Annotated in this window: 11 protein-coding genes; 9 read left to right on the top strand and 2 right to left on the bottom strand. The window is 44.4% G+C overall.

From position 1 onward, the window contains the following. Positions 1-265 precede the first annotated feature (265 nt). Positions 266-1,453: a glycosyltransferase family 4 protein gene (locus HEQ19_06145; protein ID WYL99158.1), complete on the bottom strand. Its 1,188-nt coding sequence runs from the start codon at positions 1,451-1,453 to the stop codon at positions 266-268. 479 nt (positions 1,454-1,932) lie between these two features. Beyond that, entirely contained in the window at positions 1,933-3,744 is a 1,812-nt protein-coding gene (gene lepA / locus HEQ19_06140; protein WYL99157.1) for a translation elongation factor 4, read from the bottom strand. 111 nt (positions 3,745-3,855) lie between these two features. On the opposite strand from lepA, the gene HEQ19_06135 reads away from it, so the two are divergent. The 9 genes from HEQ19_06135 to HEQ19_06095 all read left to right on the top strand — a co-directional run bounded on the left by HEQ19_06135 (position 3,856) and on the right by HEQ19_06095 (position 15,653). Then, positions 3,856-4,191: a hypothetical protein gene (locus tag HEQ19_06135; protein ID WYL98096.1), complete on the top strand. Its 336-nt coding sequence runs from the start codon at positions 3,856-3,858 to the stop codon at positions 4,189-4,191. A 410-nt stretch (positions 4,192-4,601) separates the two neighbouring features. Further along, a complete protein-coding gene (locus HEQ19_06130; GenBank protein WYL99156.1) occupies positions 4,602-4,838 on the top strand; it encodes a hypothetical protein in 237 nt (78 codons plus the stop codon). A gap of 175 nt (positions 4,839-5,013) precedes the next feature. Beyond that, the gene (locus HEQ19_06125; GenBank protein ID WYL99155.1) at positions 5,014-6,741 is read left to right on the top strand and encodes an ATP-binding protein; all 1,728 of its coding nucleotides are present in this window, start codon (positions 5,014-5,016) and stop codon (positions 6,739-6,741) included. A gap of 226 nt (positions 6,742-6,967) precedes the next feature. Continuing rightward, positions 6,968-7,618 carry a DUF3386 domain-containing protein gene (locus HEQ19_06120; GenBank protein ID WYL99154.1) on the top strand — a complete coding sequence of 217 codons (651 nt, stop codon included), beginning with the start codon at positions 6,968-6,970 and terminating at the stop codon, positions 7,616-7,618. A gap of 266 nt (positions 7,619-7,884) precedes the next feature. Continuing rightward, positions 7,885-8,115 (top strand): NifU family protein, encoded by a 231-nt coding sequence (locus HEQ19_06115; GenBank protein WYL99153.1) that lies wholly within the window; start codon positions 7,885-7,887, stop codon positions 8,113-8,115. Positions 8,116-8,473: 358 nt separating this feature from the next. Then, positions 8,474-10,708, top strand: coding sequence for a glycoside hydrolase (locus tag HEQ19_06110; protein ID WYL99152.1), 2,235 nt, complete (start codon positions 8,474-8,476; stop codon positions 10,706-10,708). A 233-nt stretch (positions 10,709-10,941) separates the two neighbouring features. Beyond that, positions 10,942-11,940, top strand: coding sequence for an ABC transporter substrate-binding protein (locus HEQ19_06105; protein WYM03282.2), 999 nt, complete (start codon positions 10,942-10,944; stop codon positions 11,938-11,940). Positions 11,941-11,958: 18 nt separating this feature from the next. Further along, a complete protein-coding gene (locus HEQ19_06100; protein WYL99151.1) occupies positions 11,959-12,216 on the top strand; it encodes a hypothetical protein in 258 nt (85 codons plus the stop codon). A 200-nt stretch (positions 12,217-12,416) separates the two neighbouring features. After that, on the top strand, positions 12,417-15,653 hold the full coding sequence (locus HEQ19_06095; protein ID WYL99150.2) for an ATP-binding protein: 3,237 nt from the start codon (positions 12,417-12,419) through the stop codon (positions 15,651-15,653). Positions 15,654-15,944 lie beyond the last annotated feature (291 nt).

Below are 15,944 nucleotides of genomic sequence, written 5' to 3'. Positions count from 1 at the left end.
ACCCTGAAAGATATGATCCTATAAATTTATCGCAGCTTGATTAGGGATTTATGCAACTTCAGAGGGAATTTTATAAAAAATTTTATAAATATCTGATAGGATCTGCTCTCCGGGCACATTAATAATCGTAGGGTGCGTGACGCTGCGATAAATATTGTAAAATATTGTACGCAGTCATAAGACTTGTGGCGTCACGCACCATTCTTTAAATGTGACACTAGCGTAAGTCCTGATTTTATGTCTGAGACACCCTACGCCTAATTTACTACCAAACAACTTGCGATCGCTCTTGGATGACTCGCTGATACACATTCTCGGTTTGCTTGGCTAATTTCGGCCAGCTAAAGCGCCGTTCTAAATCCTCATAAGCATTATCTACCAACCATTGCCGATAACCGGGATTTTTCAACACTTCTAAAATTCCCCAGGCTATGGAATCGGGATTATTCACTAAGGTAACAATACCTGTTTTGGTATGTTGCACGACTTCAGGAAAACCGCCTGTATTGGAAACTACTACGGGTACGCGAGACGCAAAGCTTTCTAAAGCCACAATCCCAAAGGGTTCGTAAAGACTGGGAAACACTCCACAATCAGCAATGGTTTGGAATTTATCTAAGTATTCATCGGAGAGGAAACCAGTAAAATAGCACTTGTGCCAAATCCCCAAATCCCAGGCTTGATGCTTAAGATTGTCAGTATTACCCCCACCAACAATTACAAATTTTACATCCCCCCCCATTTTCCACAGTACCTTTGGCGCTGCATCCAGCAATAAAGATACACCTTTCTCGTAGGTCATGCGTCCGACGTAGTACACAATTTTTTCGTCATCTTCAGCAAATCGACGGCGAAAATCCTGAGCGTGAAAATCTTGGTGGTGCTGTTTCTTTTCTGCGCGAATACCGTTATATATGACATCAACCTTCTCCCCAGGACTGTGTAGCGCTCGTTCTACTTCAGAGCGCATATACTCGCTACACACTATCACTCGCCAAGCGTTGTCAGCTAGTAAGGTTTCTTTGCCATTAATATAACTCTGTGTTTCTGTATTAATACCGTTAGATCGCCCGGATTCAGTAGCGTGGATGGTGGCAATGAGGGGCACTTTAAAGTTATGCTTCAGGGCGATCGCCGCATCTCCCACTAACCAATCATGAGCATGGATTAAATCAAAAGGTCCTTCTTCCAGCATCAATTTACCGCCATGACGCCCCATGCTCTCATTCAAGTTTACCACCCAGTGGAAAAAATCTTTAGCCGTATCCACTGATACTCGATGTATATGCACTCCTTCTACCAGTTCGTACAACGACGCCTGACCAGATTCTACTGTAATCAGGTGGATTTCATGTCCTAGCTTCACCAATTCTGGGTACAGTTCAGCCACATGACGGGAAATTCCGCCAACTATCCTCGGAGGGAATTCCCAACTCAGCACCAAAATCTTCATTTAGTACACTCCCCAATGCTATGCTATACAAACATTTAAAAAATCTACATTTATATAAATGTACAAGGGCGGTAATTGCAGTCGGTAGATCCACTAAAGTTTTGCAGTTGTTAAATTAGGTAGGTCGGCGCAAATAAACCGTACAGCCTTTGGTCGTCATTGGTCATTTGTCATTTGTCATTGGTCATTGGTCATTGGTCATTGGTCATTTGTAAGGATTCTAGGGATATTTACGTTTCGTAATATAGTTTGAGTTATTCCTATCGACTTACTTAGGTGGAGAGAAATCATCAAACATAGGGCATATTGCACAGAAAAAACAGAGATAAGTTTAATTATGTCTAATTAGTTAACGCTTTTTTTGCTTTTTTGATGAAGCTGACAATTTTTTCCTACTAAAAAATTAGGAGACGGTATGTAGGTAGAAAAAATTACCTCATGACCCATCTCCCGATTTATATTCTTGGGGAATATTACCTTTAGCTTTGATCTAAACGCAACACCGCCATAAACGCTTCTTGGGGTACATCTACGGTACCTACAGACTTCATCCGCTTTTTACCTTTGGCTTGCTTTTGTAAGAGTTTCTTCTTACGGCTGATATCACCGCCGTAGCATTTAGCTAGTACGTCTTTGCGTAAGGCGGGGATATGTTCACTGGCGATCACTTTACTCCCAATCGAAGCCTGAATTGGCACCTTAAATTGATGGCGCGGAATTAGTTCTTTGAGCTTTTCAGCCATTGACCGTCCGACGTTATAAGCTTTATCACGGTGAACAATCATCGCCAAAGAATCCACCGGATCACCGTTAATCATAATATCCAGCTTCACCAAAGGATTTTCGCGGTAGCCGATGAGGTGATATTCCATGCTCGCATAACCCCGCGATCGCGATTTCATTTGGTCGAAAAAGTCGGTGACAACTTCCGCTAACGGAATCTCATAAGTCAGGGTGGTGCGTCCCTGGGTGAGATATTTCATATCCTTGAAGACGCCACGGCGATTTTGCGACAACTCCATCAAACTACCCACGTAGATTTCTGGAGTAATCATTTCTACCTTAACGTAGGGTTCTTCGATGCGTTCGCGGTCGTTGGGGGCGGGTAAATGGCTAGGATTATCAATGTACAGTTCCTCTCCCTTGGTGGTGATGACCTTATAAACCACAGATGGGGCTGTAATAATTAAATCCAGGTTATACTCTCGCTCCAGCCGTTCTTGGACAATTTCCATGTGCAGCAAACCCAAGAACCCGCAACGGAAGCCAAACCCCATCGCGCTGGAAGTTTCTGGTTCGTAGTGTAACGCTGCGTCGTTGAGCCTAAGTTTTTCCAGAGCTTCCCGCAAATCTTCAAATTGGTCAGCATCAATGGGGAACATCCCGCAAAAAACCATTGGGTTGGCTTCTGTGTAACCAGGCAAGGCGTCTACAGCTTTGGCATTGGCAAGAGTAATTGTATCACCCACCCGCGCATCAGCTACAGCTCTAATCGCCGCTGCTAGATAACCTACTTCCCCAGCGTGGAGTTCTTCCACTTGCTTTTGGGTAGGAGAGAGAACCCCTAACTCGTCGATTTCATATTCTTTACCCGACGCCATCAGATAAATGCGATCGCCCTTTTTCACGGTGCCATCCATTACCCGGAAGTAGACAATCACGCCCCGGTAGCTGTCGTAGTAGCTATCAAAAATCAGCGCCCTTAACCGTTCTTTTACCCTGTCCGGGGCTGGTGGTACCCGCTCCACAATTGTTTCTAAAATCTCATCAATGCCAATCCCCTCTTTAGCAGATGCCAAAATTGCACCACTACAATCTAGACCGATAATTTCTTCAATCTCACCAATTACTCTATCTGGTTCTGCCCCTGGTAAGTCGATTTTATTCAAAACCGGGATAATTTCCAGATTATGCTCCAGGGCTAAATACACATTCGCCAAAGTTTGCGCTTCTACGCCTTGAGACGCATCTACTACCAGTAATGCCCCTTCGCAAGCGGCAAGACTGCGTGACACTTCATATGAAAAATCCACATGTCCAGGAGTATCAATTAAGTTCAGCACATACTGCTGACCATCTTTGGCAGTATAATTCATGCGGGCAGCTTGCAGCTTAATTGTAATGCCGCGCTCCCGTTCCAAATCCATATTGTCGAGAAACTGTTCCTTCATCTGCCGGTCTTCAACCGTACCAGTGGCTTGTAATAAGCGATCAGCTAGGGTTGATTTTCCGTGGTCGATGTGAGCAATAATACAGAAATTGCGAATGCGAACTGCGGGAACGTCAGTCATATACTATTTTTGCTGAAGCAGCAACCAAGGTTAAACGAGCAATTTACTTAATGTATTTTAATGCTTTCTTCGCCAAGACGCTGCTTCCTGCTAGATAAAACCTAGAAGCGATTGGGGATTGGGGATTGGGGATTGGGGATTGGAGATGTCTATTGGGGATTGGGGATTGGGGATTGGATTAATTTACTCATTACTCCTTACTCCTTACTCCTTACTATTGGGGATTGGCGATTGGGGATTGCACTTCTGGTGCGGACGCTACGCGAACGGCTCCGCTCTGTTACCAGGGATTGGGGATTGGGGATTGCACTTCTGGTGCGGACGCTACGCGAACGGCTCCGCTCTGTTACCAGGGATTGGGGATTGGGGATTGGATTAATTTACTCATTACTCATTACTCATTACTCATTACTCCTTACTATTGGGGATTGGGGAACTGACCAATGACAAAAGTCTATTTTTCGTTGCTGGTATTCATCAGCTAGCAGCGTACAATAAATAAATATAAGTACATAGTGTAAATCAAATGGTCAATTGCCACCTGTAATTGCCCAGTGATACTGATTTGCTGACAAAGCTCCTAGTAGTCTGTCAATTTTGTTTTGAGGGATTTTTGGTAGTGTGAGCGTCTCGCTCACGCGGGCAAGATGCCCGCACTACAGTCCATCATTTTTATCTTGACAGAGTACTAGAGAGATTTGTGAAAATTGTCACTTAAAACCGGAACCTGTTACTTTTGTGATCTTTCGGGGAACCATGTAACTGTCTCTTGTAAAATTTTTCAGTAAACTCACCCGAAAACAGAATACAACTGCTTTACAAAGCTTTAGACAAAACAATTTCAGGTATATAAACCTATGAATATGAAAGAAAAAGCTACCGATGCGGAACAAAGACAAGCCGATAAGGTAGAAATTGCTGTCCACCTAGACTCTGAATTAGTAGAACAAATTCAGCATTTAACCAACGATCCCAGCAAAGTCATTGAAGTAGCCATTCGCCAATGGTTACGAGGTGAAGTACCCAGAGATGATGAACTGACTCGCACTCCTGTAAGGGCACCAATTCCACCCCGAGGGGAATGGAATGATTGAGTTAAATGAACAAACTGTAAATTCAAAATGAAAAAAGTGTAAATTTTGTTAGCTTGAATACCAAAATAGGCAAAATACCCTATTTTGGCTGCCAAAGTTGTAACAATTTATGCCAAACTTTAAGCAGCTTTAGCAAGATTGTAGCGGGCTGCTATTTGTCTACCCAACTCGATTAATGACTATTACTGCCAATTCCCAATTGTCAAATATATTCTCCCAAAATCTAGAATCTGTTACCAATCAATTTGATGGCTCAATACCATCTCTAGGTGCTGAGTTAGTCTATACACAAGATGGGGCGGGTCGCTATCTGACCTTTTATTGGCAGCAAAGCGAACTCCTGGGGTTAAATCCCGCGCATATAGTTGACCTTCTCAATGAAGATCAAACCTTTGTCCCTGTAGACAAGGTTGCCTATTTGGAACGGTTAGACCAGATTTTGACAAATTTGGTACCGGAAAGGTTGCAGTGCTGGTTTAGCTACCGCCAGGAGCTATTTGAGTTGGAATTAACCATCAGTCCGATTATGCCGAAATTGGGTAAAGCGGCGACTACAGTTTTGGTGATGGGACGGTTATTGCAAACTAAAGTCAACAACGAAGAACTAAATGTGGAATCAAAAACCCCCACACAAATCGAGTTGGCGTTACGTTCACAACAGCACCAGAAACTGGTTAACGTAATTACCAGAAATATCCGGCGGACTTTGGATTTAGACATTATTTGGCAACAAACCGTTGATGGTCTGGGAAAAGCACTGCGGCTAGAGCGCTGTATTATCTGTCCCTATCAGCCCTCTAGCTCCCAAGTGCAAGTGATAGCTGAGTATCACCAGCCCAATTACGAATCGATGCTGGGCGTGGAGATAGATATCGTTTCTGAGCCAGGCTTTGCTCAAGCCTTGGAAACCCTAGAACCAATCATGATCAACGTGCCAGGGTATACACAGTGCCCGCAGATGAAAGTTTTGGTGGTGGCTACATCCTATCAAGACCAAGCAAATGGATTTATTGCTTTAAATTTGCGGGATGAATGTTACCCCTTGACAGAATCAGAAATCGAGCTAGCAAAAGAGATGGCAGATCAGCTAGGAACAGCGATCGCTCATGCTACTTTATATAAAGAACTAGAAGTAGCCCGGCAAAAAGCTGAAGAAGCCTCCCGTCTCAAAAGTGAGTTTTTGGCGAATGTATCCCATGAAATTCGTACGCCACTCAATGGTATGATCGGATTTTTGAAACTGATTTTGGAGGGAATGGCAGATGATCCAGAAGAACAAAACCAGTTTCTCACAGAAGCACACCATTTATCCATACATCTGCTGGATATCGTTAACGACATATTAGATATTGCCAAAATTGAATCTGGCAAAATGGAGTTAGATTGTAGTCCCGTCCGGCTAGATGAGCTATTCAGCGATGTCGAAAGTTTCATGAGTCCCCAAGCAGAGATGAAAAACCTCAGCTTTCGGATGCAAATACCTAATACCTCCGATGAAATCATCGTTCAAGGCAACTACCAAAGGCTACTACAAGTAATGTTAAATTTGGTAGGCAATGCGATCAAATTTACCCAAGAAGGGGGCGTCACCATTAGCGTTGATATAGTCCTCAAAAAAACCAAATTTCAAGACCACCAATTCCCTGGTATGGTAAGGGTACGCATAGCAGACACTGGCATCGGCGTTTCTCTCGATAAGCAAGATAAACTGTTTCAATTATTCTCGCAAGTAGATGGCTCCCGCACCCGTCAGTATGGTGGTACTGGTTTAGGATTGGCAATATCCCAGAAATTAGTAGAGACAATGGGTGGAGAAGTACATTTTTACAGTCTAGGCGAAGGACTTGGCTCCACAGTCACATTCACAGTGCCATTATATCAACAACCAGTAATAGTTTTATAATTGTTTGTAGTTGCGCTACCCTGCGGGAAAGCTTCGCTAATAGCGCTCTTGATTTTCGCAACGCTAAAGGTTAGCAGTCCTAAATGGTTACTGAGCAGGCCGTTGTAAGGACGGGGTTCTAAAGCCAAATTTTCGATAAATCTCAGTATTTGTGCAGAAAATAATTGACTAGCAGATTGTTCCACACTTTGCACTAAACTGAAAACAGTGGAGTCGAAGTGGTTGTATGACAGATTTAACAACAGCAAGCGTTTTGTTCCAAACCGCTTACCAGAGTCGTTACACTTGGGACGAAAACTTTCCTGGCTATAGTGCAGATGTCCATCTGCTGGTGGGTGCGGAAGTTTATATAGGTAAAATTACCATTAAAGGCGACCTGAGCGTAGAAGTTACAGGTATTACAGATCAACAGGTAGCAGAAGGTATCCATACCCAATTGCAAGATATGGTCATCCAGCGCCAACCCTCCAATTTTGAGCAGACTCATGGCAAATTCGAGTTTACCCTAGAGCAGACAGATGAAACTGGTGCAGCAACAATTTTAGTCAAGGGGGATTCAGTGGATTCTCGTTATAAAATCCTCGGTAGGGAAATTTCGCAGATAAGTCGGGTAATTGGTCGCAACGCTTTTGTGTTTGATTACCACGAAAACTTCCAGACAGGTGCTGGCTACATTGCTACTCGTTACGATGCCGTGTTCCGCAACTCACAAACCAATGAAGTCAGTCATGTTTTGAAATTTGAAGACACCTATGAAAAATTCGGCAATTATTATTTAATCACCAAACAGGTGGTGCATGAGTATCTTGATACTCAACACAGCACAACTGAGTTTCAATATTCTAACATCAAACTTCTAGAACCAGCATCTGTATAGTCACAAATGAACTAGCTCTACTAAGTTGACGCTTGACTCCAAAATCCAAAATCCAAAATCCAAAATCGGTTGAACCTACTTCCAGTAATTTTCATCCCATAACCACAGACCCTCTCCAGGGCGCGGGGCGCAAGGCCTTGCGCCCCTACCACGGGGAAGTTCAGCTTGAAAATACACACTTGACACAAAATTTAGCGGCAATTGGATCTAGGATCGTTTTAACAAACCTAGAAAATAAAATTTGTTAACTTACCAGGTCTAAAACTATGGAACTAACACTTGAAAACGTCGAAACAGTCTTAGATGAAATGCGCCCTTATCTCATATCTGATGGTGGTAATGTGGAAGTTGTAGAACTCGATGGACCTGTGGTCAAACTGAGGCTCCAAGGTGCCTGTGGTTCTTGTCCCAGTTCCACAATGACTCTGAGAATGGGTATTGAACGCCGTCTGAAGGAACAGATTCCCGAAATTGCCGAAATTGAGCAAGTAATCTGAAGTTAGGAGTTAGGAGTTTGGAGTTAGGAGTTTGGAGTTAGGAGTTAATTTCTAACTCCTAATACCATTTGACTTGATTGACATACTCCCTGATCTGAAAGTTCAGGGATTCTGGATTCAAACAGCAATAGCAGGCATAGCCCGTCTTACATCACCTAGTCCGACAGACAATGCCCTGCCTGTTGCCACTATTTTACCAAAAAGCCGTCCTAGAAGAACGGCGGCTCTAGACCCAAGCTTTCGGTAATGATACAAATACATTGGTAGGAAAAGCTGTTCTTTACGAGATATGTATATGTAACAGGGTTTTTATCTAGTATAACTCTTAACCCATCACTCCTAACTCTTGACTATCCCTATGTCCCATCCTCTCCACGTCGCTTTTATCTGGCACCAACATCAGCCCCTGTACAAATCTCCTGGTAGCGGTGTTTCGCTTGCGCCTAGTCAGCAGTACCGCTTGCCTTGGGTACGGTTACATGGTACTAAGGATTATCTGGATCTGGTATTACTCCTAGAGCAGTATCCTAAGTTACACCAAACTGTGAATCTTGTCCCATCTCTGATATTACAACTAGAAGATTACATTGCTGGTACTGCCTTTGACCCTTATCTCACGGCTAGCTTGACACCAGATGAGAAATTAACTCAGCAGCAGCGGGAATTTGTTATCCAACACTTTTTTGATGCCAATCACCACACGCTGATTGACCCCCATCCCCGGTATGCAGAATTATACTACCAAAGGCAAGAACGAGGGCAAGCTTGGTGTTTGGCTAATTGGCAATTGTCAGATTACAGCGATTTGTTAGCTTGGCACAATTTGGCATGGATTGATCCGCTGTTTTGGGATGACCCAGAAATTGCGACGTGGTTAAAGCAGGGACGGAATTTTACTTTAAGCGATCGCCAGCGCATTTATTCTAAACAACGAGAAATCCTCAGCTTCATTATCCCCCAACACCAAAAAATGCAAGCAGCAGGGCAGCTAGAAGTTACCACTACGCCCTACACTCACCCAATTTTGCCCTTGCTTGCTGATACCAACTCTGGGCGGGTAGCAGTGCCAAATATGACATTGCCGAAACAGCGTTTTCAGTGGGCTGAAGACATTCCTCGTCACTTGCGAAAAGCCTGGGATTTATATACAGACAGATTTGGGCAGGAGCCGCGTGGTTTGTGGCCTTCAGAACAGTCTGTGAGTCCAGAAATATTACCGTATATTGTTAAACAAGGCTTTAAGTGGATTTGCTCAGACGAAGCGATTTTGGGCTGGACACTACAACACTTTTTCCATCGCGATGGGGCGGGGAATATACAGCAACCGGAATTGTTGTATCGACCCTATCGCCTGGAAACACCAGCGGGTGATTTAGGAATCGTGTTTCGCGATCATAGATTATCAGATTTAATTGGCTTTACCTACGGGGCAATGCCGCCAAAACAGGCAGCTGCAAACTTAGTTGGACATTTGCAGGCGATCGCCAAAATGCAAAGAGATAGCCAGAGTGAACAACCTTGGTTAGTGACGATTGCCTTAGATGGAGAAAATTGCTGGGAATTTTATCCCCAAGATGGTAAACCCTTCCTTGAAGCATTATATCAAACTCTTAGCGACGAACCCCGGCTCAAACTCGTCACCGTCTCCGAATTTCTCGAACAATTTCCCCCCACAGCCACCATCCCCCAACAGCAACTGCATAGCGGTTCTTGGGTGGATGGTAGTTTCACAACTTGGATTGGCGATCCTGTGAAAAATCGCGCTTGGGACTACCTGACACAAGCCAGGGAAGTGCTGGCGAATCATCCCGAAGCTACAGAAGAAACCAATCCCGAAGCTTGGGAAGCTTTGTACGCCGCCGAGGGTTCCGACTGGTTCTGGTGGTTTGGCGCCGGACATTCTTCCAATCAAGACGCCATCTTTGACCAGTTGTTTCGCGAACACCTGTTTGGTATTTATAAAGCCTTAAATGAACCCATACCCCCCTATCTTCGCCAACCACTGGAAGTGCATGAAGCAAGAGCAGACCATAGCCCAGAAGGGTTTATTCATCCCATTATCGATGGTCGGGGTGATGAACAAGATTGGGACAAAGCCGGACGCCTAGAAATCGGCGGTTCGCGAGGCACAATGCACAACAGCAGCGTCATTCAGCGACTGTGGTATGGGGTAGATCACCTTAATTTCTATTTGCGGGTGGACTTTAAAACTGGCGTTGTACCAGGGGCTGGTTTACCACCAGAGTTGAATTTGCTGTGGTTCTATCCAAATCAAACAATGGTCAATAGCCCAATTCCTTTGGCAGAAGTGCCAGATATAGCACCCCTGAATTATCTGTTTCACCACCTTTTAGAGATTAATTTGCTCACCCAATCGCTGCAGTTTCGCGAAGCTGGAGATAATTATCAATGGCAACCCCGCTTTAGTCGCGCTCAAGTAGCTTTAAATACTTGTTTAGAGGTGGCGGTGCCCTGGGCTGATTTACAAGTTCCCCCAGATTATCCCCTACGCTTAATTTTGGTGCTGTCCGATGAAGGGCGTTTCAGCAGCTATGCGCCGGAGGATACTTTAATTCCAATTGATGTACCTTAGTTGATATCTGACGACGATTTAGTAGGGGCGCAAGGCCTTGCGCCCCTACAGATTATCGTTGTGTGGCAAAGATTTTTTGAATTGGTATTAGATGTGGTTTAAATCAAGGCTGAGGCTTCAATTGCTAGGATGACCCCAGGAAATAGTTTGTATAAAATATAAGACTACAGATATCTTTCCTGGTAAATATGATGAAGTTAAGTCAATCAAGGGTGGCACATTGGCAAAGAGAATTGTCAAAAGTAATACGTATGCTTGGGGCAAAAAAACTGCAGACCTGGATACTTGGTGGCGTGACGGTAATTTGTGCGATCGCCCTGACGAATTGCACCTCACCAAAAGAGTCATTGCTGCGAATCGCCACGAATCTTTGGCCTGGATATGAAACTCTATACTTGGCTCGCCATCTGGGTTACTACGACAACACCCCCATTAAATTGATTGACTATCCTTCAGGAACAGAAGAAGTACGAGCATATCGCAACCAGGAAGTCGAAGGTGCGGGACTATCTATCGATCAGGCGCTGGTACTAGCCGCAACTCACAAAAATGTGCGGATTATTGCGGTGATGGATTTTTCTAGTGGTGCAGATGTGATTCTGGGAAAGCCTAACATTAGCAACATCAAAGCTTTGAAGGGAAAGCGAGTTGGTATTGAGTCAACCGCCTTGGGGTCTTTTTTTATTGCGCGGGCTTTGGAAAAAAACGGGATGACTCCCAAAGATATACAGATTGTTTCCTTAGATTTTTCTGAACATGAGCGGGCTTTTAACGAAGGCAGAGTTGATGCGATTGTAACATTTGGTCCGCCGGGTGCGAAGTTGTTAGCTGCAGGTGCAAAACTTCTATTCGATAGTAGTCAAATTCCTGGAGAAATTGTTGATACCCTAGTTGTCAACACAGAAGCGATCGCCAATAATTCTTCAGCGGTACAAACCTTAGTCACCGCACGCTTCCGCGCCCTGGATTATCTAAACAAAAATCCCCAAGATGCTGCTAGTCGTATCGCCAAGCGTACCAAAGTCACCCCCGAACAAATTCTCGATGCGTTCAAAGGAATGCAACAACCCAATCTGCAAGAAAATCAAAAATTACTAGATCAAACCGATCCCTCCTTAGTCAATGGAATGAAACGGCTGGTTCAGGTTATGGTGGAAAACAAGCTCATGGCAAAAGCGATCGATCCTACTACCATTTTTGATGATCGCTTTGTTAAAGCCGCCAAACTTTAAGGGGAACAATATTGGAGAGTGGGGATTGGGGATTGGGGATTGGGGATTGGGGACTGGGAACTGGGGACTGGGGACTGGGGATTGGGGACTGGGAACTGGGGACTGAGGACTGGGGAGTGTGAAGTTTCCTGTTCGGAAGTCGAAGTTTCCTGTTCGGAAGTCCAAGTTTCCTGTTCGGAAGTCCAAGTTTCCTGTTCGGAAGTCCAAGTTTCCTGTTCGGAAGTCGAAGTTTCCTGTTCGGAAGCTAAAACTTCTCCCCCAATCCCTGGTAACTGAGCGGAGCCGTTCGCGTAGCGTCTCGCAGAGAAGTGCAATCCCTGATCACTGAGCGGAGCCGTTCGCGTAGCGTGTCGCAGAGAAGTGCAATCCCTGGTAACTGAGCGGAGCCGTTCGCGTAGCGTGTCGCAGAGAAGTGCAATCCCTGGTCACTGAGCGGAGCCGAAGTGCAATCTCTGAAATAAAATCCTGTGGCTGAGATGAAACGCTTCCCCTTTCCCCTACGCTTTTCAATTCCTGCAGTTTTAATCTTGTTTGGGACGGTGCTAGGGCTAGTTTCTTTTAATCGAGAAATCATTGAAAGTAACCACAAAACAGAAGAAAATGCCAGTCATTACGCCCGGTCATTGGGAAGTCAAATTGCTGCTACCTTAGATTACCTTTATAGAAGAGGAGATGTTGATCAGGCTGAGGTGATCATCAGCCAATTGGGAAGCAACCCGCGATTACCTTTGGTTTTGGTTGCTAATGAGCAAGATCGTGTAGTCCTGTCGAACAATTATGAGTTAAGAAAACTGCTGGTAAGCGATACTCCTGCTGCCCCTAATTTATCAAGATTTAGTAGGGTGCGAGAGAAACTGGCGGGAGAAGTTTCACTTTCTCCAGACAGACGCTACCTCAGAGTTATTTATCCTGTACTTTTGCAAGTTCAACCAGGGGAACTCACTCCCTCAAGAGTGGGCGTTTTGTTCATTGAATATGACCTGCTGAACGAAAAACAGGAAGCTTATGTCGTTGCTGGGCGTCAGGCGCTGATATCCACTTCAGTTCTGGCATTATTTTGTATTGGGCTATGGTTTTTCTTTGACCGCACCCTGACGCGACGAGTTGACCATCTGGTTGCTGTCAGCAACAGGTTAGCGAATGGCGAGTTAAGCGTCCGTGCGGGTCTATTAGGTTCCGATGAACTCGCCCAAATTTCTACAGCCTTTGATCGCATGGCCGCTGGAATTCAGGAAAGTACAAGAGTTTTGCACCGTCAAAACGCTACCTTAAAGGCACAGCAAGAAGCAGCTATTGATGGCATTTTGATTATTGATGAAAACCGAAATGTTGTTTCTTATAATCAGCAATTTTGCCAGTTATGGCAAATTCCCCCGGAGATTGTTGAGACTAGCTCTAGAGAAATTCTGGAACGGATTATTGTTGATTTGGCAGATGCGGAGGAATTTCTCGCCAAGATAGAGTATTTATATCAGCATCCGCAAGAAGCCAGCCGTGATGAAGTTCTGTTTAAAAACGGACGCATTTTTGATTGCTATTCTGCAAGCGTGATCTCATCCCTAGGAGAAAACTACGGCAGGATTTGGTACTTTCGCGATATTAGCGATCTCAGGGAATCGGAAGCAGAGATCAAACGAGTTCAAACTTTCCTGAGTTCGATTATTGAAAACATTCCTAACATGATTTTTGTCAAAGATGCAAAAGACTTGAGGTTTATTAGCATTAATAGAGCTGGGGAGAAACTGTTGGGTTATTCCAGGGAAGAACTACTGGGGAAAAATGATTATGACCTTTTTCCCCAAGAGGAAGCGGATTTCTTCACCACTAAGGAGCGGGATATTCTGGTAACGGGGAGCATTTTGGATATTACAGAAGAAGCGATTAAAACCAGAAATCATGGCCCAAGAATTTTGCTGACCAAGAAGTTACCAATTTTTGATAGCATGGGTAAACCTCAGTATATACTAGGCATCTCTGAAGATATTACCGAACGTCAACAGGCAGAAATCGAGTTACGGCAAGCAAAGGAAGCAGCAGAGTCAGCGGCTCAAGCTAAGAGTGATTTTCTCGCCAATATGAGTCACGAAATCCGCACGCCAATGAATGCGGTGATTGGGATGACGGGACTGTTGCTACGTACAGACTTGACTCCAGAGCAACAAGATACGGTGGAAACCATCCGCTCCAGTGGTGAAATTTTATTATCATTGATTAATGACATTTTGGATTTCTCCAAAATTGAGTCAGGTAAATTGGAACTGGAAGCACAACCTTTTGATTTGGCTAGCTGTCTCAAAGAGGTCATTGCTTTACTAGCTAACACTGCTAGCAGCAAAGGATTAGAAGTTAGTTATCTGTTGGTAGAGGATATCCCCAAAATTATTGTGGGAGATATCACTCGGTTGCGTCAGATTTTGGTAAATTTATTGAGTAATGCCATCAAGTTTACCTCAGAAGGAGGTATCACTGTTTCCGTTACAGCCCATCGTCTCGATCCTCTGTCTGGTGAATCTAACAATGCTAGGTCTGCGGATTTTCTATATCAACTACAGTTTGCTGTCCGCGATACCGGGATTGGGATTCCCGCAGATAAACTGGATCGCTTGTTTCAATCCTTCAGTCAGGTTGATTCCTCGACTAGTCGGCGTTATGGGGGGACAGGTCTAGGGTTAGCTATCAGTCGTCAACTCTGCGAATTGATGGGTGGACGAATGTGGGTCAGTAGTCAGATGGGAGAGGGATCGACATTTTATTTCACCATTGTCACCTCTGCCGGGTCTGTTGAGTCCACGATAGACACTCAGGTTAATTATCCCCACTACGGTTCGCTTGCTCCTGTGGCGACTTTTCAAAAGCTACCTGATTCCAACTCACTTAGTTCTCCAATGGCTGAACAGTCCCCCCTGAGAATTTTGCTAGCGGAAGACCATCCGGTAAATCAAAAGCTAGCGGTATTGATGTTGAAACAATTGGGTTATCGAGCCGATGTGGTCAGTAATGGGCTGGAAGTTCTCGTCGCTATCCAGCAGTTGCCCTATGATGTAATCTTAATGGATGTGCAGATGCCGGAAATGGATGGACTAGAGGCAACTGAGTTTATCTGTCGCAAGTATCCCATCGGCACTCGTCCTCGGATTATTGCGATGACAGCCCGTGCTATTCAGGGCGATCGCGAGAAATGTCTCGATGCTGGTATGGATGATTATATCAGCAAACCTATTCGCATCGAAGCCCTGGCTCAGGCTTTAAGTCAATGTACCCCGTTAGTTCCTAGCAATGACGCCACAGCTAAGGAAAGCGATAGCTACCCCAATCAAATAAATCCAGAATTAATCAACCAAAACAATCTGCCAGTAGTAGAGTTGGTTATTAATACTGAAGCTCTCGAAGAGATTCTCGATATTGCTGGTGATGATGGCCCTACATTTCTGGCGGAAATTATTGACTGCTATTTGGAAGACTCCCCCCAATTACTACAACAAATTCGCGACGCTATGGCTGTGGAAGACGCCAAGACCTTACGTCGGGTAGTCCATAGCTGGAAGTCTAGTAGCGCCTATCTCGGCGCCACGGTACTGGCTAGTCTCTGTCGAGAATTAGAGGCGATCGCCGAAACGGGAATTACCGATGTTCCAGAGCGAGTATTCGAGTTAGAGGCTGAGTATGAAAAAGTTAAAGCGGCTTTACAGATAGAACTGCAAAAATGTTCATAGGTACAAGTCCCCAATCCCCAATCCCCAATCCCTAATTTCCCGGAGAATGTTATCCGGAAGATTTTACGATATCTTGTTAAAATTTCCATTTTAAATTTTCGATTTAATGGTATTAAAAATCAGGATTTGGCAAAGATCTAGTAATACTACTAGCATGAAAGCATATTTGTCGTTAAATTAAAAACACTAACAGTTATTCAGTTATCAGTTATCATGTAAGCGTATAACAAGTTTACGAAGCAGGCGTAAAACACCTGCAGGAACGCCTAACAACGGTTGACTGTTCACTGT

The organism is Gloeotrichia echinulata CP02 (genome assembly GCA_038087035.1).
GTDB lineage: Bacteria > Cyanobacteriota > Cyanobacteriia > Cyanobacteriales > Nostocaceae > Gloeotrichia > Gloeotrichia echinulata.
This window is presented reverse-complemented; position numbering and strand designations above follow the sequence as displayed.

Bases quoted from the DNA above. Each gene is read 5' to 3' on its own strand.
- HEQ19_06145 (WYL99158.1), bottom strand. From the start codon at position 1,453: ATGAAGATTTTGGTGCTGAGTTGGGAATTCCCTCCGAGGATAGTTGGC.
- lepA (WYL99157.1), bottom strand. From the start codon at position 3,744: ATGACTGACGTTCCCGCAGTTCGCATTCGCAATTTCTGTATTATTGCT.
- HEQ19_06130 (WYL99156.1), top strand. From the start codon at position 4,602: ATGAATATGAAAGAAAAAGCTACCGATGCGGAACAAAGACAAGCCGAT.
- HEQ19_06125 (WYL99155.1), top strand. From the start codon at position 5,014: ATGACTATTACTGCCAATTCCCAATTGTCAAATATATTCTCCCAAAAT.
- HEQ19_06120 (WYL99154.1), top strand. From the start codon at position 6,968: ATGACAGATTTAACAACAGCAAGCGTTTTGTTCCAAACCGCTTACCAG.
- HEQ19_06115 (WYL99153.1), top strand. From the start codon at position 7,885: ATGGAACTAACACTTGAAAACGTCGAAACAGTCTTAGATGAAATGCGC.
- HEQ19_06110 (WYL99152.1), top strand. From the start codon at position 8,474: ATGTCCCATCCTCTCCACGTCGCTTTTATCTGGCACCAACATCAGCCC.
- HEQ19_06095 (WYL99150.2), top strand. From the start codon at position 12,417: ATGAAACGCTTCCCCTTTCCCCTACGCTTTTCAATTCCTGCAGTTTTA.